Source organism: Streptomyces sp. NPDC048352, from assembly GCF_040651895.1.
GTDB lineage: Bacteria > Actinomycetota > Actinomycetes > Streptomycetales > Streptomycetaceae > Streptomyces.
On record NZ_JBEZKZ010000045.1, the window covers coordinates 26,074 to 43,533 of the forward strand.

The window sequence follows — 17,460 nt, forward strand, 5'->3', positions numbered from 1 at the left end:
CGACCTGTGGACGACGTGAACGGCGCACGCGGCGGGACCGGTACGGAGGATGCGGCGCGCGACGACCGGTACCTGGCCTACATCGGCTCCTTCACCTCGGGGGGCGGCCGCGGCATCACCACCGCCGCCGTGGACCCCGCCACCGGGGCGCTGACCCCGCTCGCGGTGACCGCCACCCCCGAGAACCCCTCGTGCCTCGCGCTCGGCCCGGACGGCCGCGTGCTCTACGCGGTGAGCGAGACCGAACGGGGCGCCGCGCTCGCCTTCCGCACCGGACCCGGGGAGCTGGAACCGCTCGGGAGCCCCGTTCCGGTCGGGGCCTGCGGTCCCACCCACCTCAGCACGGCCGGCGGCAGGCTGCTGACCGCCAACTACACCTCGGGCAGCGTCAGCAGCCTGCCGCTCGTCGACGGCGGGGGCCTCCTCGGGCCCGCTGCCGTCCTCGTCCACCGGGGCGGCGGCCCGGACCCCGAGCGGCAGGAGGGCCCGCACGCCCACCAGGTCCGGCCCGACCCGAGCGGCCGCTGGGTGCTGAGCGTCGACCTGGGAACCGACTCCGTCCGGGTCTGCGCCGCCGACCCGGACACCGGGGAACTGCGCGTGCACGCTGAGACCGTGCTCCGGGCCGGCTCCGGGCCCCGCCACCTCGCCTTCCACCCCGACGGCGACGTGGCGTACGTCCTGCACGAGCTGGAGCCGCAGATGACCGTCTGCCGCTGGAACGCGGCCGCCGGGGAGCTGGAGCCGGTGTCCGAGGTTCCGGTCGCCCCGGAGGGCGCTCCGGGCGCTCCGCGGGCCTATCCCTCGGTGGTCGCCGTGTCGGCCGACGGGCGCTTCGTCTGGGCCGCGGTCCGCGGCACCGACACCCTGGCCACCTTCTCGCTCGCCGACGGAGCCGAGAAGCCGCAGGCCGCTGACGTGACGGAGTGCGGGGGCAGCTGGCCGCGCGATCTCGTCGCCGACCCCTCGGGACGCCGCCTGTACGTGGCCAACGAGTGGTCCGGGGACGTCACCTGGTTCGAGGTGGACCGGCGGACCGGGCACCCGCGCCGGGCCGGCTCGGTGGCCGTACCCGCCGCCGCCTGCGTGGTGTTCGCCCGGGAAACCACCCGGTGACACGGCGGGGGCCCGCCCGGAACGGATTCCGGGCGGGCCCCCGCCATCATGTCCGCGCGCCTACTGGGCGGCGGCGCCCAGCTGGATCCCCAGGGCGGCGCTGTACTGCGCGACGGCCAGCTTGCCGAGCGCCGGGTAGGCCCCGAGCACCTCGGCCGCGGTGCAGTCGGCCTCCTTGCAGGCGGTGTCCAGCAGGCCGTCGGCCGCTTCCGGCCCGATCAGGTACGGGGCCAGCGCGAGCTGGACCGACCCGGAACCGCGCAGCTCGGCGGCGACCGCCGCCACGGAGCCCTCCTGGTCCAGCGCGGCGGCGATGACCGGCACCGCGAGCCGGGCGGCCAGCAGCATGCCGGTGATCCCGGCCGCCTGGACGGCCTCCTCGCCGCCGGTGGTGGCCAGGATGATGCCGTCGGCGGCGGTGGCCACGGTGAACAGCCGCGCCCGGTCGGCGCGGGCCAGGCCGGCCTCCGACAGCCGCACGTGCAGGCCCTCGGCGAGCAGCGGGTGCGGGCCGAGCACGTCGGCCAGCTCGGCGGCGGCCGAGGAGTCCATCAGGGCCTGGCGCACCCGGCGCAGCAGGTCGCCGTCGGGACCGGCCAGCAGGGGCACGACCACGGCGTCGGGGCCGATCGGCGCGGGCACGTCGAGCCCGGCGGCGCGGGCGAACTCCGTACGCGCGGTGCGCTCCTGGGCGACGGCGGTCAGCACACCGGAGAGCGAGGGGAACTCGCTGTCCCCGCCGTCCGCACCCTCGAGGTAGCCGATGCGGGCGTCCAGGCCCGGCAGCTCGGAGCGGCCGATGCTGATGACCTCTTCGGCGAGCCCCCGCGAGGCGGCCGAGGGGGCACCGGGCACGGCGAGCACCAGCGCGGGAGCGCCCTCGGGCGCCACCGCGGGCTCGGGTCGGCGGTGCCGCCCGGTCTGGCGGGGTCGCGGCATTCGTACGGGCAGGCCATTCGCGGGCCCAGTGGGGGAGCTCATGGCGCCGCATGCTACTGGCTTATCGGAACCACGTGTTCGGGCAGGGCCCGCTCGGGTGGCATCTGTCCGTATTTATCCAGTGAATGTCGTAGCTGAATGTCATATATGTTTCAACTGACTGTGGGCAGGCGCCAGTCGACGGGCTGCGCTCCCTGGCTGACCAGCAGCTCGTTGGTCCGGCTGAACGGCCTGGAGCCGAAGAAGCCGCGGTCGGCGGACATGGGGGAGGGGTGGACGGACTCCACGGCGGGCAGGTCGCCCAGCAGCGGCCGCAGGCGGCGGGCGTCGCTGCCCCACAGGACGGACACCAGCGGCTTGCCGCGCGCGGCGAGGGCGCGGATCGCCTGCTCGGTGACCGCCTCCCAGCCCTTGCCCCGGTGGGCGTTGGGCTTGCGCGGAGCCGTGGTGAGCGAGCGGTTGAGCAGCAGCACACCCTGCCGGGTCCACGGGGTCAGGTCCCCGTTCACCGGCCGGCCCGTCCCCATGTCCGCGTGCATCTCGCGGAAGATGTTGTCCAGGCTGGGCGGCCAGGGGCTCACCTCGGGAGCCACCGAGAAGGACAGGCCCATCGCGTGCCCCGGGGTCGGATAGGGGTCCTGTCCGACGATCAGTACCTTCACCTCGTCGAAGGGCTGCTGGAACGCGCGCAGGACGTTCGCCCCCGCGGGGACGTACGTCCTCCCGGCCGCGATCTCGGCGCGCAGGAAGTCCCCCATCGCGGCGATCTGCCCCGCCACCGGCTCCAGAGCCCGGGCCCAGCCCGGCTCGACGATCTCGTTCAACGGTCGTGCTGCCATGGGTGATCACTCTACTGGCCCACACCGACAGCGGGTCCCCGCTCAGCGCAGAACGGCCGCCCGGACGCACAGGACGTCCGGCAGGTGCTCCGCCAGCAGCTGCCAGCTGTCGCCGTCGTCGTGGCTGGCGTACAGCTCGCCGTTGCGGTTGCCGAAGTAGATGCCCGCCGGGTCGGCGTCGTCCGTGCACAGGGCGTCGCGCAGGACCGTGCCGTAGTGGTCGCCGGCCGGCAGTCCCTTCGCGAGGGGCTCCCAGGTGGCGCCCGCGTCCCGGGTGCGGAAGACCCGGCAGCGGTGCTGCGCCGGGACGCGGTCGGAGTCGGCGTTGAGCGGGAAGACGTAGGCGGTGTCCGGTCGGTGCGGGTGGGCGGCCACCGCGAAGCCGAAGTCGGAGGGCAGTCCGGTGCCGATGTCGGTCCACTCGGCGCCCGCGTCGTCGCTGCGGTAGACCCCCCAGTGGTTCTGGAGGTAGAGCCGGGCGGGGTCTCCGGCGTCCTGGGCGATCTTGTGGACGCACTGGCCGAACTCCGGGTCCGGATCCGGCAGGAACACCGCCGAGACCCCGCGGTTGGACGGCTCCCAGCTCGCCCCGCCGTCCCGGGTGCGGAACACCCCGGCGGTGGAGACCGCCACCGTCACGGCGGCGGGGTCGGCCGGGTCGGTGATCACGGTGTGCAGGCCCTCCCCGCCGCCGCCCGGGACCCACTGCGAGCGGGTCGGGTGCTCCCACAGCGGCCGGACCAGCTCGAAGGACTCGCCCCGGTCGGCCGAGCGGAACAGCGCGGCCGGCTCCGTCCCCGCGTAGACCACGTCCGGGGCCTCCGGGCCGGCCGGGTGCAGCTGCCAGACCCGCTCCAGCGAGGCGCCGGTGTCCTGGGGGAACTTCACGGCGGGCGCGGCGGGCTCGCGCCAGGTCGCGCCGAGGTCGTCGGAGCTGAAGACGGACGGCCCCCAGTGCGAGCTGTCCCCGCCGACCAGCAGCCGGGGCGCCGGCCCCCGGACGTCGATGGCCACCGCCGAGACGGCCTGGGCGTTGAAGTGCGGCCCGTCGAACTCCCAGGGGCCGCCGGCCCGGCGGCGGCCGATGAAGAGGCCCTTGCGGGTCCCCGCGAGCAGTACCACGTCGGTCATGGCCGACACCTCCGGACGTCGTTGTCCATCACGGCAGCGTTCCAGCCAGTCTGCACCCGTCCGCCGACGGCGGTCCCGCAGGCCGGGCCGCCGGACACCCGTTCGATACCGATCGGTAGTACGAGAGGCCTCGTAGTACGGGGATTTTCGTAGTACGGTGTTTCTCGTACTTAGCGCCGCCCCCGGTGCGTGCCCCGGTGACATCTGGAGAGACCCATGAGTGCTGCCCCCGCCGCCTTCACCGCCCTTTTCCAGCCCTACACCCTGCGTTCGGTCACCATCCCGAACCGCGTCTGGATGGCGCCGATGTGCCAGTACAGCGCCGAGGCCTCCGGCCCCTACGCCGGAGTGGCCCTGGACTGGCACTTCGCGCACTACGCGGCCCGCGCCACCGGCGGCACCGGGCTGATCATCCAGGAGGTCACCGCCGTCTCGCCGGAGGGCCGGATCACCCCCTACGACCTCGGCATCTGGAACGACACGCAGGTCGAGGCCCTCCGCAGGATCACCGCCTTCGTCAAGTCCCAGGGCGCCGTCCCCGGCATCCAGATCGGTCATGCCGGGCGCAAGGCCTCCACCGACCGCCCCTGGAAGGGCGGGGGGCCCGTCGGCCCCGAGGCGCACGGCTGGCAGACCGTCGCCCCGAGCGCCGTGCCGTTCGACGAGGGGCACCCGGTGCCGCACGAGCTGACGGCCGAGCGGATCCGCGAGATCACCGGCCAGTTCGCGGCCGCCGCCGGGCGCGCCGCCGCGGCCGGCTACGAGGTCCTCGAGATCCACGGCGCCCACGGCTACCTCATCGGGGAGTTCCTCTCCCCGCACAGCAACAAGCGCACCGACTCCTACGGCGGTTCCTTCGAGAACCGCACCCGCTTCGCCCTCGAGGTCGTCGACGCCGTACGGGCCGCCTGGCCCGAGGAACTCCCGCTGCTCTTCCGGATCTCCGCCACCGACTGGCTGGAGGAGGGCGGCTGGACCGCCGACGACACCGTCCGGCTGGCCGGACTGCTCCAGGAGCACGGAGTGGACGTCCTGGACGTCTCCACCGGCGGCCTCGCCCCGCACGTGAAGATCCCGGCCGGCCCCGGCTACCAGGTGCCCTTCGCCGCCCGCGTCAAGGCGGAGACCACCCTGCCGGTCTCCGTGGTGGGCCTGATCACCGAGCCGGAGCAGGCCGAGAAGATCCTGGCCAACGGCGAGGCGGACGCCGTCGTCCTCGGCCGCGAGCTGCTGCGCGACCCGTACTGGGCCCGCCGCGCGGCCGCCGAGCTGGGCGCGGAGGTCCGGATGCCCGACCCGTACCACCGCGCCTGGTGATCCCGGGGGCGGCGCGGCCCGGCCCCCGGCTCCGCGCCGCACCCCCGGCCCTTCCTACGACGCTCCTCGTACGATGGGAGCCGCAGCCCAGCCGGGGCGAGCCGACGACCGAGCGGAGCAGGACATGACGGAACGCGACACGGCCCGTGTCCTCGCCCACCCGGGGCCGGACGAGATCCGGCTGGAGGGCGTGCTGCACGCGCTCTCCGACCCGGTGCGGCTGTCCATCGTCCGCGACCTCGCCGCCACGGAAGCCGAACTGGCCTGCTCCGACTTCGACCTGCCCGTCACCAAGTCCACGACCACCCACCACTTCCGCGTCCTGCGCGAGAGCGGCGTCGTACGCCAGACCTACCGCGGCACGGCCAAGATGAACGGCCTGCGCCGCGAGGACCTCCAGTCCCGCTTCCCCGGCCTCCTGGACAGCATCCTGACGGCCGCCACCGCCGAGGAGGGCCGGCCCGGGACGACGGCCTGAGGCCGGCTCCCGACCGGCCTACGCGAGGCCCGCCGCCGCGCGGAGGCCCGCCCAGTCGGGGATCTTCACCGAGCGACGGCCCAGGGAGCGGCCCAGGTCCGCCTCGGCGGCCTCGATGGACAGCCAGCCCGGCCATTCCACCGGGCGCAGGCCGGCCGCGCGCAGCGCCTCCAGGGGGTCGTCGGGCAGCTCGCGCCGGGCCAGTGCGCCCGCGTCCTGGAGCAGCGAGGACACCGTCTCCTTGGCGCACGGCCGGTTGGTGCCGATCACGCCGGTCGGCCCGCGCTTGATCCAGCCCGCCACGTACTCGCCCACCGACGCCCGGCCCTCGCGCACCACCCGGCCCGCCGCGTGCGGCACGGTTCCGGTGGCCGCGTCGAAGGGCAGCCCCGGCAGCGGCACGCCCAGGTACCCCACCGAGCGCAGCACGAGCTGCGCCTCGACGTCCTCATACGCACCGGTTCCGGTCACCCCGCCCCGGCCGTCCGGGGCGGTCCGCTCGAAGCGCATCCCCCGCACCCGGCCGTCGGGCCCGCCCAGCACCTCCACCGGCCTCAGGTAGAAGCGCAGCAGGATCTCCCGGGCCCCGCCGGCCGTGTCCGGGCGGGACCCGGCCCAGCCGCGCAGCACCTCGAGGTTGCGCCGGGCCACGGCCGGCAGGGCCGCCGCCGCGTCCTGGTCGGCGTACGCCGGGTCGAGGGCCAGCTCGGCGGGCTCCACACGGGTGGCGACCCCGGGCAGCGTGCCCAGTTCGCGCAGTTCCTTGGTGGTGAACTTGGCCTGCGACGGCCCGCGGCGGGCCACCATCCGCACCGCCCGCACCCCGCTGGCCGCCAGCGCGCCGAGGGCCGGCTGGGGCATGTCGGTCGGTTCCAGCTCGGGAACGCCCCGCGCCAGCATCCGCGTCACGTCGACCGCGACGTTGCCCGCGCCGACCACCACCGCCGAGCGCACGCCGCCCAGGTCGAAGGCGCCGGCGTCCGGGTGGCCGCTGTACCAGGACACGAAGGCCGTCGCGGAGTGCACCCCGGCGAGTTCCTCGCCGGGGATGCCGAGCATCCGGTCGCGGGCGGCGCCGACGCAGTACACCACCGCGTGGTACAGCTCCAGCAGCCGCGCGGTCGTCAGCCCCTCACCGCCGACCTCCAGGTTCCCCAGGAAGCGGATCCGGTCGTCCTCCAGCACCGAGCGCAGGTTTCCGGTCAGCGACTTGATCTTCTCGTGGTCGGGGGCCACCCCGTACCGCACGAGGCCGTACGGCGCCGGCAGCCGGTCCAGAACGTCGACCCGCACGCCCGGGACCTCCCGCTGCTGCACCAGGGACTGGGCGGCGTAGACCCCGCTGGGGCCCGAACCGACGACGGCGACACGAAGCACGGCGGTACTCCTCCCGCAGGTGTCTCCCAGCATGCCACCGGGCCCCGGACCCGTCAGCCCAGGGCGCGCATCCGCTGTACCTCGGCGCTCTGGGTGGCCACCACCTCGTTCGCCATCTCCTCCACGGCGACGTTGTTGCCCTGGGCCAGCGCCTCCCCGGCCATCGTGAGGGCCCCTTCGTGGTGGGCGGTCATCAGCCTGAGGAAGAGCCGGTCGAAGTCCGCCCCCTTGGCGGCGGCTAGCTCCGCCAGCTGCTGCTCCGTCGCCATGCCGGGCATCGCGCCGTGTTCGTGGGCCCCTCCGCCCGCGCCCGGCGCCGGGTACCGGGAGAGCCACTTCTCCATCGCCCCGATCTCGGGCCCCTGCGCGGCCGCTATCCGCTCGGCGAGCCGCCGGACCCCCTCCGCGGAGGCCCGGTCGGGGGCGAGGGCGCTCATCGTGAGGGCCTGCCGGTGGTGTTCGACCATCCGCCGCACGTAGGCGTGGTCGGCCGCGTTGGGGGTGTCGTCGGGGCGTTCCCGCGCGGCCTGTTCGGGGGAGAGGGTGCGGGCCGGGCCGCCCGGTTTGCCCGGCGCCACCACCACCGGCGCGCCGTCGCCCGCGGCCCGTGCGCCGCCGTCGTCGTCCTGGCAGCCGGTGAGTGCGAGGAGGAGGCCGGCGGCCAGCGCCGCCCCCAGGAATCGGCCGAGTAACGCGTTTGCCATGTCCATGGAAAGCACGATACTGCCGGGGTCCAGGTTCCGTTCCCACGAGGAGCGGAACGTACGGGCCCCCACGGGAGGCACAGTGACCTTGCCCCACAGCGTCGGAGTGCGCCGCCGGAGTACGGGGGCGGCCCTGGCCGCCGCCGGACTCCTCACCACCCTCCTGGCCGCCGCCACACCGGCGGCCGCCACCCCAGACCCGGGCGACCTGACACCGGGCGCGGGCTCCCGGCAGAGCGCCGGCCCCGCGCAGGACCGCGTACTTGCCCCCGGGGAGATCCCCGGCCAGGACGAGGTCGTGCACAGCGCCAACATCAAGCCCCTGGCCAACGTCCCCAGCGCCAACCCGGCCGGGATCAACTCCGACCTGGCGTTCCAGGGCGACTACGCCTACGCCGGCAACTACGACGGCTTCACGATCTACGACATCGCCAACCCCCGGTCGCCGAAGGTCGTCACCCAGGTCCTGTGCCCGGGCGGCCAGAACGACGTCTCGGTCTCCGGCGACCTGCTCTTCCTCTCCACCGACTCCTCCCGCAGCGACGACTCCTGCAACAGCGTCTCGCAGCCCGCGACGGAGAAGTCCTCGTGGGAGGGCATCAAGATCTTCGACATCAAGGACAAGCGGAACCCGAAGTACATCAAGTCCGTCGAGACCGCCTGCGGGTCCCACACCCACACCCTCGTCCCCGGCGGCCGCGACATCTACCTCTACGTCTCCTCGTACTCGCCCAACGAGGCCTTCCCGGACTGCAAGCCGCCGCACGACGGCATCTCCGTGGTCAAGGTCCCCAAGAAGGCCCCGACCCAGGCCGCCGTCGTCGCCTTCCCGGTGCTCTTCCCGGACGGCGGCAACCCGGGCGCGCCGGCCAACCCCGGGGTCTCCAAGACCACCGGCTGCCACGACATCACCGTGCTGCCGTCCAAGAACCTGGCCGCCGGCGCCTGCATGGGCGACGGCATCCTCTTCGACATCAGCGCGCCGGAGCAGCCGAGGGTCATCGACCGCGTGCAGGACAACGTCAACTTCGCGTTCTGGCACTCGGCGACCTTCAACGAGCGGGCGAACAAGGTGGTGTTCACCGACGAGCTCGGCGGCGGTGGCGGCGCCACCTGCAACGAGGCCACCGGCCCCGACCGGGGCGCCGACGGGATCTACGACATCACCGGCCGCGGCGACCAGCGCAAGCTGGTCTTCAAGGGCTACTTCAAGATCCCGCGCCACCAGGCCGACACCGAGAACTGCGTCGCCCACAACGGCTCGCTGATCCCGGTCGGCGGCGGCCGCGACATCATGGTCCAGGCCTGGTACCAGGGCGGCGTCTCCGTGTGGGACTTCACCGACTCCGCGGCCCCCAAGGAGATCGGCTACTTCGAGCGCGGCCCGCTGACCACCGACAAGCTGGGCCTCGGCGGTTCGTGGTCGGCGTACTACTACAACGGGCACATCTACTCGAACGACATCGTCAAGGGCCTCGACGTGCTGCGGCTCGACGACTGGCGCACCGAGAGCGCCAAGTGGGTGTGGATGGACCGGCTCAACGTCCAGAGCCAGCCCGCGTACCACTGAAGCGGCACCTGATCGCCCCGGTCAGCGGGGAAACGTTCCGCCGGGCGGTCCTCCGTCCGGCGGGACCCCCAGCTCCCAGTCCAGCCCGTACCGCTGGAACAGCTCCGCCCGTAGCCGGGCGGCCGGCATCGGCGCCCCCGGCAGCAGGACCGCGACCACCGCGCCCATCAGCAGGGCGCGCAGCAGCGGGTAGTCCGTGTCCACGTCCGCCGAGCCGTACCGGGTGACGGTGTCCCGCAGCAGCTCCGCCAGGCGCTGCTGCTCCGGGCACCGGATGAACCCCTCCGCCTGGAGGATGCCCGCCATGTGCGTGCGCATCAGCCGGGGCTGGTCCCGGGCCAGCCCCAGGATCGCGTCGATCGCCCGGGCCAGCCGCTCCCGGCCGTCGTCGCTGCGCGGCTCGCGCTCCAGGGCCGCTTCCAGCGTCAGGTGCATCAGCCGGTGCACCGCCGACTGGAGCAGCTCGCGCTTGCCGGGGAAGTAGTACGAGATCAGGCCGCGGGCCGCGCCCGCCCGGTCGGCGATGTCGGCGAGCTTCGTGGCCTCGTACCCGCGTTCGGCGACCAGTTCGACCGTCGCCCGGAGCAGCCGCTCCCGGGAACGTCTGCGCAATTCTTCATTGACCGATGCGCTGCGCGGGGACATGCTTACTCCTGCGTTGACTGGCTCGGAGCCAATATACTCAGCGCACGGGACCGTCTGCTCGGGGCGACGCGGGGGATCGCCCCGGGCAGGCATGCCGGAACGCCGCGAGCGACACCAGTGCCGCCCCCAGGAGCCAGCCCGCGAGCACGTCCGAGAACCAGTGGACGCCCAGGTAGAGCCGGGTGAAGCCGACCCCGAGCACCGAGACGGCGGCCACCGTCCAGGCCGCGGCCGCCACCGCCCGCGGCGCGTCCCGGGGCAGCAGCCACAGCAGCACCCCGCAGACCACCGCCGCCGTCATCGCGTGCCCCGAGGGGTACGCGGAGAAGTGCGCCGTCGCGACCGGATCCGGCCACTGGGGACGGGCCCGCCCGGTCAGCGCCTTCATCCCCTGCTGCACCACCACGGACAGCACCGTCACCCCCACGACCCGCACCGCGCGGGAGCGGTCCCCGCGCCGCCAGAGCCACAGGCCGGCCAGGGCGGCCAGCGCGCGCATGGTCCACGGGTCCCAGAGCCAGTCGGAGAGCACCCGCACCACGTGGGTGACGCCCCGGTGGCCGACGGCGTACGGGTGCAGGCCCCGCGCGACCCAGTCGTCGCAGCGGGCCAGGGGCCCCCACCGGCCCATGACGAGGGCGGTCAGGACCGCAGCGGCCGACGCGCAGCCCAGCCCGGTCCTCGTCAGCCACGTGCTCCGCATGCCGCCGATCCTCGCAGCAAACGGAGCGCGCCCCTCAGGTCAGCGCGCTGAGACCCGGTACGAAGGCCACGACCAGCGGAACCGCCGGGACCAGCGCGGCCAGCGCAGCCAGCCGCACCCGGCGGCCCGGCGACAGCCGGGGCGCGGCCGACAGCAGCCGCCGCACCCGCTGCGGTACGTGCGCCTGTTCGGGCCCGCACGGGCCGAAGACGCCCCGGTCCTCGTTCAGCCCGACCAGGGCCAGGGCGATCGTGAGGCGCCCGTAGCGCCGCGACGCCACGTCGTCGGCGGCCAGTTCCACCAGCCGGTGCATCTCCGCCTCGAACGCCGCGAAGACCGGCACCTGCGGGAACCCCCGCGCCAGCGCCCGCGAACAGTGCAGCAGCCAGTCGTGCCGGGCCGCCACGTGCCCCTGCTCGTGCGCCAGCACCGCGTCGAGCTGGCTGCCCTTGAGCCGGCCCAGCGCGGCCGTGGTCACCACCAGCCGCGGGGCCGCGCCGGGCTGCCACCAGGCGTCCGGACGCGGACCCTCCAGCACCACCAGCCGCGCGGCGGCCGGGTCCTCACCGGGCAGCAGCGGGGCCCGGACCAGGAGTTCGGCTCCCCGGGCCCGCCGCCGCGCCCGCGCCCGCAGCACCTCCCGGGCCAGCATCGCCCCGGTCCACAGCCCTCCGCAGGCCAGCACCAGGGCCGTACCGGTCGCCCAGGGGCCGCCCTCCGCCCCCAGCGCGTACGCGTCGACCACCCCGTGCGGGGCCACGGCGAACAGCCGGCCCCGTACCGCCTGCCAGGCGGCGGCCGCGCTCAGCAGCATCGACAGGGCCAGGCACAGCAGGGTCGCGGCCACCACGCACTGCCACACCCACAGCGCGACCACCGGTTCGCGCTCGGGCCACTGCGCCCGGGCGAGCAGGCGGGGCGCGAGCACCGCGGTCAGTGCGCCGAGCATCAGGAGAACGGCGGAGACCATCATGTCCGCCAGCCTATGAGCGCGGCGCTCCCACGGGTACGGGCCCGGGGCATTGGTGACGCAGGACACGTCCGCCCCGCCCCGGCCGCGCTCACATGGCCAGCAGCATCGCCAACATCCCCGTCCCCATGGCCAGTCGGCAGGCCGACGTCAGGTCCCCGGTGCCGCCGGAAGCCGCCGCCGCCCGCCCCTCCGCCCCGCCGGCCGGCCCGGCCGGCCCCGCCGCCACCAGCCGGGCCCCGCCGAGCAGGACGTAGCCCGCGTAGTAGACGAGCAGCGCCGCCGTCACCGCCGGCAGCCCCGCCCGGCCGTGCCCGTGCCCCGCGGCCATCACCAGCGCCATGTACGCCATCGCCAGCGAGCCCACCAGGTGGTGCGCGTGGTGCACCCCGCCGCGCAGCAGCCACAGCGCGTGCACCGCCGCCCCGCAGAAGACGGCCAGCAGCACCTGCGGCCCCCACGGCCCCGTACCCGCCGGGACGGCCATCGCCGCCATCCCGAAGCCCATCACCGCCTCGCCGGCCGCCGCGCCCCGCCCGCGCCGGTCCGCTCTGCGCGCCCGCAGCAGGCAGTACGCACCGCTCGCGGCGCACAGCGCCACGAGCATCCAGGCCAGGGTGAGGGGCATCGCGGATCCGTGCACGGCGGAACCTCCCGGTTCGTCGGCGTCAGCAGAAGGGATTCCCTGCCCACACCGCCCTCACGCCGACCCGCGCTAGGCTCTGGGTGCACGACCAGGCATGTCATATGCCGATGAGCAGATCGGAGCCCCGATGTCGACCGCCCCCTCCGCCGCCCTGAGTTTCCGCACCGCGGTGGCAGCCGACGTGCCCGCGCTGGTGGCACTCCTCGACGAGGCCTACCGCGGCGACGCCAGCCGGGGTGGCTGGACCACCGAGGCGGACTTCCTGACGGGCCAGCGCACCGACGCCGACATGGTCCAGCAGGTCGTGGACGCTCCCGACGGCGCTCTCGTCGTGGTCGAGCGCGCCGGCGCCCTCGTCGCCTGCTGCCAGCTCGAACACCGGGAGGACCACGTCTACTTCGGGATGTTCGCCGTGCGTCCGGAGCTCCAGGGCGCCGGCCTCGGCAAGGAGATCCTCGCCGAGGCCGAGCGCCGTGCCCGTGAGGTGTGGGGTGCGAAGGAGATGCGGATGACGGTGCTGACCGTCCGCGAGGAGCTCATCGCCTTCTACCTGCGCCGCGGTTACCGGCGCACCGGCGAGCTGAGCCCCTTCTTCTACGGCGACCCGCGCCACGGCATCCCGCTCCGCGACGACCTGACCCTCGAACTGCTGGTCAAGCCGCTGTGAGATCCCCCGTCAGGCGGTGAACCGGCCGGTGCTGCGGATCTCGGGGAAGTCGGTGGCGGCGCCGTCCAGTTGCAGGGCCCGTGCCAGCCGCAGCTGATCCAGGGTGTTGACCGTCCAGCCCGTCACCCGCAGCCCCGCCGCGTGGGCCGCCTCCACCGTCTCCAGGGTGAGCCGTCGGATGTCCAGGGCCACGGTCCGGGCCCCGGCCGCCAGGGCCAGGTCCACGAGGTCCTCGGCGGCCGCGCCCGGCCGCCGCGGATGGAGGGTCGTCCGCACGCCCGGGGCGTGCCGGGCGACCGCCGCGAGCACCTCGCCGTCACCGGAGGCGACCTCCACGCGGGAGGTCAGGTCGTGGCGCACGATCAGGTCCGCGAGCACCGTGGCGGCGGCCCGGTCCTGGACCGACACCTGGAGCGGGATCCGGACGGCGTCCAGCACCTCCTCCAGGACCGGCACGCGTTCGCCCTGGCCGGCGTCCAGTTCGCGCAGCTCGGCGAGGGTCAGGTCGGCGACGGCGCCCGCGCCGTTCGTGGTGCGGTCCACCTCGGCGTCGTGCAGCACGACGAGGGCGCCGTCCTTGCTCAGGCGGACGTCCAGCGCGATGACGTCCATCCCGCAGCGTTCGGCGCGGACGAACGACCGCAGGGTGTTCTCCGGCTCGACACCCATGACCCCGCGGTGACCGATGGTGAGGAAAGTCAAGGTTCTCTCGCTTCCGTCGACGGCGGCTCCCCGCGCGCTCGCGGTGTCCCGACCGGCCGCGCGCGGTGAGGACGCATGCTAGTGCGCCCCGGGCGCGATGGGACCGGTCGTGCAGGGGCCTGCGGAAGCCCTCCGGCCGCTTCCCGCCAGGGCCGTGCGCCGGTCGGCGGGCCGGGGGCGCCGTGCCGCGTCACCCGGGCGTGGGCGCGTCCCCGCCGGCTTGACGCCCGGCCGCCCCGGCGGCCCCGGACCCGGCTCCGGCCTCGGCGTCGGCCGCCCGCGCCCCGGCCTCCCGGAGGTCGGCCAGCAGGGCCCCGGCCAGCTCCAGCTCGGCCAGGTGCCGGCGCTCGCTCCAGCGCAGGGCCAGCACCGGGAAGGCCCACTCCGGTACGTCCGCCGCCCGCTCCCTCGCCTCCCGTACGGCGTCCAGCTCGCCCCGGGTCCGCTCCACGTGGTCCTCGACCATCGCCCGCAGCCGCTCGGGATCGGCCAGGTGCCCGAGCCAGATCCGCAGCAGCAGCCCGTGCTTGAGCACCGGTGGCCCGGCGTCCGCGGTGTCCGAGGCCCAGCCGGTGAGGGCCTCGCGCCCGGCGTCGGTGATGGCGTAGCGGCGCTTGGCGCGGGCCTCCTCGGGCCCCGAGCGCACGGAGACCGCGTACCCCAGCTCCTCCAGCCGGCGCAGTTCCGCGTAGATCTGGCTGATCGCGGGCGACCAGTAGAAGAAGCGCAGGGAGGAGTCCGCCCACTTCTTCAGCTCGTATCCGGTGCGCTCGCCGGGGAACGACAGCAGGCCGAGCACCGCCCACGCGGTCGGCGGAAGCTCTTGCTTCTTCGACGTCTGACTACTAGTCATATTTCTAATCGAAGTAAGACCGGGCACGGGACTCAACTCTGGAGGCATCGTGAAATTCTCCGTGATCTTCGAGGCTCAGCTGGCCGACCCGACCGTGGAGCGGGAGCACCAGGTCATCCGCGACTGCGTCGAGCAGGCGGTCCTCGCCGAACGCATGGGATTCGACCGGATCTGGGCCGTCGAACACCACTCGTTGAAGTGGTACGCGCACCTGAGCGCTCCGGAGGTCTTCCTGAGCTTCGTCGCGGCCCGGACCGACACCATACGCATCGGGCACGGAGTCGTGTGCATGCCCTTCCGCTTCAACCATCCGGTACGGGTGGCCGAACGGGCCGCGATGCTCGACCTCCTCTCGGGCGGGCGCCTCGACCTCGGGGCCGGGCGCGGGGGCACCGAGCAGGAGACCTCGCTGTTCGGGGTGGACCGGGACCGCACCACCGCCGAGGTGGAGGAGGCGCTGCGGGTGATCGGGAAGGCGTGGCGGGAGGAGGAGCTGGAGTACCACGGCGAGCTGCTCGACATCGGGCCGCACCCGATCCTGCCGCGTCCGGCGCAGCGGCCGCACCCGCCGCTGTTCCTGGCGTGCAGCCGGGGCGAGACGCTGGTGCAGGCCGCCGAGCTGGGCGTCGGAGCGCTGGTGATGGGCTTCGCCGGGCCGGAGGCCGTCGCGGGGATGCGGGCCGTGTACGACGCGGCGCGCGAGCGCCGCGACGGCAGCCGCTTCGTGTCCACGGCCGTCAACGACCACTTCTCGGTCCTCTGCCCGACCATCGTGCTCGACGACCCGGAGGAGGCCCGCCGGATCGGCGTCAGGGGCCAGCGGTTCTTCGCGCAGTCCATCGGGCACTGGTACGGCGGCGCCGGCGTCCCGGACGAGGCGGTGGTGGCCGGCGCGGACGAGGGGGCCGAGATGCGCCGGGCCGCCGAGCAGGTGGTGGCCCGGCTGCACGAGCTGGACGTCCCGGTGCGGCCGACCTCCACGGCCACCTTCCACGCCGACCACGCCTACGGGAGCGCGGAGGGGGCCGTCGCGTACGTGGAGCGGCTGCGGGCGGCCGGCGCGGACGAGGTGATGTGCCTGGTCCAGATGGGCACGGTGCCGCAGGAGGCCTGCCTGGAGACCCTGCGGCAGTGGGGGGAGAAGGTCATCCCGCACTTCCGCCGGAGTGCCGGGCTCCTCCCCTGAGTGCCGCCGCGACGGCCGCAAGCGGGCCGAACGCGTCAACTGGTAGGCGGAGTGGTGGATTCCAGCGCACGGTACGGGAAGACTTGCGGTGGAGTGGGGGGTGTCACGGGATAATTTCCTGAGTTTCCTCTTGAGTGGGAGAGCCTCGCATGCTTACCCTGTGCCGACGTGAGGTTCTCCTGTGGAGGAAGTGACATGACGGAAACTCTTGTGCCGGGCTCCCGCGGTGCCGTGATAACCGCTGGCGCGCGGGTGGTCGACCACCCGGCGTGGCCCGAGCTCAAGGCCGCCGTGGAGGAGATCCGCCCCTGGCAGGCCAAGGACGGTTCGATCGACTTCGAGGCCGAGGGCGCCCCCGCCCGCGCCCAGGTCGAGGCCGCCGTGGAGCGGGTCGCCGGGGCCGTCGAGACCCTGTCGCCGCTGCTGCCGCACGCCACCGCGTACCACGCCGCGCTCGTCGCCGACCTGCGCAAGTGGGTCGCCGAGGGCTTCGGCGTCCCGGACTTCCTCGACTCTCTGCTGGCCTTCCACCCGGCCGCCCAGCGCGCCGACGGCCTCCAGCACCTCGTCGTCTTCCCGATGTACACGCAGAACGGCAACCCGGACCGCAACTTCGAGGCCGTCGTCCTGAAGATGGTCTGGCCCGAGTGGCTCTCCGAGCTGGAGCGCACCCGGTACGACAACCCGCTCTTCCTCGGCATCACCTTCGAGGACTTCACGCCGGGCTACGACACCAACTCCGCCGTGCTCTTCCCGGAGACCATCGCCGTGCGCGAGGCCCCCGAGCGCTTCACCTGGGGCGGCATCTTCTGCGACCGCGAAGCGGCCCGCTACCGCAAGGTCACCGCGGCGGCCGTGGACATCCTCGGCATCGAGCTGCCCGAGGACATCGCCCGCATGGTCGAGGACCAGGAGCGCTGCGAGAAGGCCTTCGTCCTGTGGGACATGGTCCACGACCGCACCCACAGCCACGGCGACCTGCCCTTCGACCCCTTCATGATCAAGCAGCGCCAGCCGTTCTGGATGTACGGCCTGGAGGAGCTGCGCTGCGACCTCACCGCCTTCAAGGAGGCCGTGAAGCTGGAGTCCGAGGGCAACGAGCACGGCCGTGACGTGCAGTACGCCGTCCTCTTCGACCGGATGTTCCGCTTCCCCGTCTCCGGCGACCGCAACCGCAACTACGACGGCCTCGGCGGCCAGCTGCTCTTCGCCTACCTCCACAAGCACGACGTCGTGCGCTGGACGGACAACAAGCTGAAGATCGACTGGATGCGTGCCCCGCAGGTCACCAACCAGCTGTGCGCCGAGATCGAGGACCTCTACCGCGCGGGCATCGACCGTCCGAAGCTGGTCCACTGGTTCAAGGCCTACGAGCTGGTCTCCACCTACCTCGCCCCGCACCCGGGCTCCAAGTGGGCCAAGGGCCCCGACGCCCTCGACCTGACGCAGCCGCCGCGCAAGCTGGTGGACGACGTGCTTCCGGACGAGTTTCCCCTCAGCATGTTCTACGAGGCCCTCGCCAAGAAGCTCAAGGGTGTGATCGCCTCCACGAAGGGCATCACCCCCGCGAACGCGGACGACGCCGAGCGGGCCGCCGCGTGAGCGACCGCGCACAGG

General features: G+C 73.9%; 18 protein-coding genes. 7 read left to right on the forward strand and 11 right to left on the reverse strand.

Annotated features, from left to right (window positions below; translation table 11 throughout):
* Positions 1–15 precede the first annotated feature (15 nt).
* A complete protein-coding gene (locus AB0D45_RS22430; RefSeq protein WP_362461826.1) occupies positions 16–1,116 on the forward strand; it encodes a lactonase family protein in 1,101 nt (366 codons plus the stop codon).
* Between the two features lie 60 nt (positions 1,117–1,176).
* Here the strand turns inward: AB0D45_RS22430 and AB0D45_RS22435 are convergent, their stop codons facing one another.
* From AB0D45_RS22435 to AB0D45_RS22445, 3 genes are all read right to left on the reverse strand, one after another.
* Positions 1,177–2,097, reverse strand: coding sequence for a hypothetical protein (locus AB0D45_RS22435; RefSeq protein ID WP_362461752.1), 921 nt, complete (start codon positions 2,095–2,097; stop codon positions 1,177–1,179).
* Between the two features lie 110 nt (positions 2,098–2,207).
* Positions 2,208–2,894, reverse strand: coding sequence for a uracil-DNA glycosylase (locus AB0D45_RS22440; protein WP_362461755.1), 687 nt, complete (start codon positions 2,892–2,894; stop codon positions 2,208–2,210).
* A 42-nt stretch (positions 2,895–2,936) separates the two neighbouring features.
* Positions 2,937–4,025, reverse strand: a complete 1,089-nt coding sequence (locus AB0D45_RS22445; protein ID WP_362461758.1) for an exo-alpha-sialidase — start codon at positions 4,023–4,025, stop codon at positions 2,937–2,939.
* Positions 4,026–4,241: 216 nt separating this feature from the next.
* Here AB0D45_RS22445 and AB0D45_RS22450 point away from each other — a divergent pair, with 216 nt between their 5' ends.
* Both AB0D45_RS22450 and AB0D45_RS22455 read left to right on the forward strand, forming a co-directional pair.
* Complete coding sequence (locus tag AB0D45_RS22450; RefSeq protein WP_362461761.1) at positions 4,242–5,342, forward strand: NADH:flavin oxidoreductase/NADH oxidase; 1,101 nt, start codon at positions 4,242–4,244, stop codon at positions 5,340–5,342.
* Between the two features lie 124 nt (positions 5,343–5,466).
* Positions 5,467–5,820, forward strand: coding sequence for a helix-turn-helix domain-containing protein (locus tag AB0D45_RS22455; RefSeq protein WP_362461764.1), 354 nt, complete (start codon positions 5,467–5,469; stop codon positions 5,818–5,820).
* 18 nt (positions 5,821–5,838) lie between these two features.
* Here AB0D45_RS22455 and AB0D45_RS22460 read toward each other — a convergent pair whose 3' ends face one another.
* Together AB0D45_RS22460 and AB0D45_RS22465 are read right to left on the reverse strand one after the other, a co-directional pair.
* Entirely contained in the window at positions 5,839–7,197 is a 1,359-nt protein-coding gene (locus tag AB0D45_RS22460; RefSeq protein WP_362461767.1) for an FAD-dependent oxidoreductase, read from the reverse strand.
* Positions 7,198–7,250: 53 nt separating this feature from the next.
* Positions 7,251–7,907 carry a DUF305 domain-containing protein gene (locus AB0D45_RS22465; protein WP_362461769.1) on the reverse strand — a complete coding sequence of 219 codons (657 nt, stop codon included), beginning with the start codon at positions 7,905–7,907 and terminating at the stop codon, positions 7,251–7,253.
* Positions 7,908–7,983: 76 nt separating this feature from the next.
* On the opposite strand from AB0D45_RS22465, the gene AB0D45_RS22470 reads away from it, so the two are divergent.
* Positions 7,984–9,471, forward strand: coding sequence for a hypothetical protein (locus AB0D45_RS22470; protein ID WP_362461772.1), 1,488 nt, complete (start codon positions 7,984–7,986; stop codon positions 9,469–9,471).
* A gap of 21 nt (positions 9,472–9,492) precedes the next feature.
* Here the strand turns inward: AB0D45_RS22470 and AB0D45_RS22475 are convergent, their stop codons facing one another.
* The 4 genes from AB0D45_RS22475 to AB0D45_RS22490 form a co-directional block, all read right to left on the reverse strand.
* Entirely contained in the window at positions 9,493–10,116 is a 624-nt protein-coding gene (locus AB0D45_RS22475) for a helix-turn-helix domain-containing protein (RefSeq protein WP_361604603.1), read from the reverse strand.
* 37 nt (positions 10,117–10,153) lie between these two features.
* A complete protein-coding gene (locus tag AB0D45_RS22480; RefSeq protein ID WP_362461775.1) occupies positions 10,154–10,819 on the reverse strand; it encodes a phosphatase PAP2 family protein in 666 nt (221 codons plus the stop codon).
* Between the two features lie 34 nt (positions 10,820–10,853).
* Positions 10,854–11,792, reverse strand: a complete 939-nt coding sequence (locus tag AB0D45_RS22485) for a M56 family metallopeptidase (RefSeq protein ID WP_362461778.1) — start codon at positions 11,790–11,792, stop codon at positions 10,854–10,856.
* 88 nt (positions 11,793–11,880) lie between these two features.
* On the reverse strand, positions 11,881–12,417 hold the full coding sequence (locus AB0D45_RS22490) for a DUF5134 domain-containing protein (protein WP_362461781.1): 537 nt from the start codon (positions 12,415–12,417) through the stop codon (positions 11,881–11,883).
* Between the two features lie 145 nt (positions 12,418–12,562).
* Here AB0D45_RS22490 and AB0D45_RS22495 point away from each other — a divergent pair, with 145 nt between their 5' ends.
* A complete protein-coding gene (locus tag AB0D45_RS22495; RefSeq protein WP_362461829.1) occupies positions 12,563–13,102 on the forward strand; it encodes a GNAT family N-acetyltransferase in 540 nt (179 codons plus the stop codon).
* A gap of 9 nt (positions 13,103–13,111) precedes the next feature.
* Here the strand turns inward: AB0D45_RS22495 and AB0D45_RS22500 are convergent, their stop codons facing one another.
* Positions 13,112–13,804, reverse strand: a complete 693-nt coding sequence (locus AB0D45_RS22500; RefSeq protein WP_362461784.1) for a glycerophosphodiester phosphodiesterase family protein — start codon at positions 13,802–13,804, stop codon at positions 13,112–13,114.
* A gap of 190 nt (positions 13,805–13,994) precedes the next feature.
* Positions 13,995–14,657 (reverse strand): PadR family transcriptional regulator, encoded by a 663-nt coding sequence (locus AB0D45_RS22505; protein WP_362461787.1) that lies wholly within the window; start codon positions 14,655–14,657, stop codon positions 13,995–13,997.
* A 49-nt stretch (positions 14,658–14,706) separates the two neighbouring features.
* Between AB0D45_RS22505 and AB0D45_RS22510 the strand changes: the two genes are divergently transcribed.
* A complete protein-coding gene (locus AB0D45_RS22510) occupies positions 14,707–15,843 on the forward strand; it encodes an LLM class flavin-dependent oxidoreductase (protein ID WP_362461790.1) in 1,137 nt (378 codons plus the stop codon).
* A 195-nt stretch (positions 15,844–16,038) separates the two neighbouring features.
* Complete coding sequence (locus tag AB0D45_RS22515; RefSeq protein ID WP_362461793.1) at positions 16,039–17,445, forward strand: DUF6421 family protein; 1,407 nt, start codon at positions 16,039–16,041, stop codon at positions 17,443–17,445.
* Positions 17,446–17,460: the final 15 nt, after the last annotated feature.

Excerpts from the sequence above, each read along its gene's own strand:
- AB0D45_RS22490 (WP_362461781.1), bottom strand. The coding sequence starts at position 12,417 with ATGCCCCTCACCCTGGCCTGGATGCTCGTGGCGCTGTGCGCCGCGAGC.
- AB0D45_RS22445 (WP_362461758.1), bottom strand. The coding sequence starts at position 4,025 with ATGACCGACGTGGTACTGCTCGCGGGGACCCGCAAGGGCCTCTTCATC.
- AB0D45_RS22450 (WP_362461761.1), top strand. The coding sequence starts at position 4,242 with ATGAGTGCTGCCCCCGCCGCCTTCACCGCCCTTTTCCAGCCCTACACC.
- AB0D45_RS22485 (WP_362461778.1), bottom strand. The coding sequence starts at position 11,792 with ATGATGGTCTCCGCCGTTCTCCTGATGCTCGGCGCACTGACCGCGGTG.
- AB0D45_RS22465 (WP_362461769.1), bottom strand. The coding sequence starts at position 7,907 with ATGGACATGGCAAACGCGTTACTCGGCCGATTCCTGGGGGCGGCGCTG.
- AB0D45_RS22495 (WP_362461829.1), top strand. The coding sequence starts at position 12,563 with ATGTCGACCGCCCCCTCCGCCGCCCTGAGTTTCCGCACCGCGGTGGCA.
- AB0D45_RS22455 (WP_362461764.1), top strand. The coding sequence starts at position 5,467 with ATGACGGAACGCGACACGGCCCGTGTCCTCGCCCACCCGGGGCCGGAC.
- AB0D45_RS22480 (WP_362461775.1), bottom strand. The coding sequence starts at position 10,819 with ATGCGGAGCACGTGGCTGACGAGGACCGGGCTGGGCTGCGCGTCGGCC.
- AB0D45_RS22515 (WP_362461793.1), top strand. The coding sequence starts at position 16,039 with ATGACGGAAACTCTTGTGCCGGGCTCCCGCGGTGCCGTGATAACCGCT.
- AB0D45_RS22475 (WP_361604603.1), bottom strand. The coding sequence starts at position 10,116 with ATGTCCCCGCGCAGCGCATCGGTCAATGAAGAATTGCGCAGACGTTCC.
- AB0D45_RS22440 (WP_362461755.1), bottom strand. The coding sequence starts at position 2,894 with ATGGCAGCACGACCGTTGAACGAGATCGTCGAGCCGGGCTGGGCCCGG.
- AB0D45_RS22435 (WP_362461752.1), bottom strand. The coding sequence starts at position 2,097 with ATGAGCTCCCCCACTGGGCCCGCGAATGGCCTGCCCGTACGAATGCCG.
- AB0D45_RS22505 (WP_362461787.1), bottom strand. The coding sequence starts at position 14,657 with ATGACTAGTAGTCAGACGTCGAAGAAGCAAGAGCTTCCGCCGACCGCG.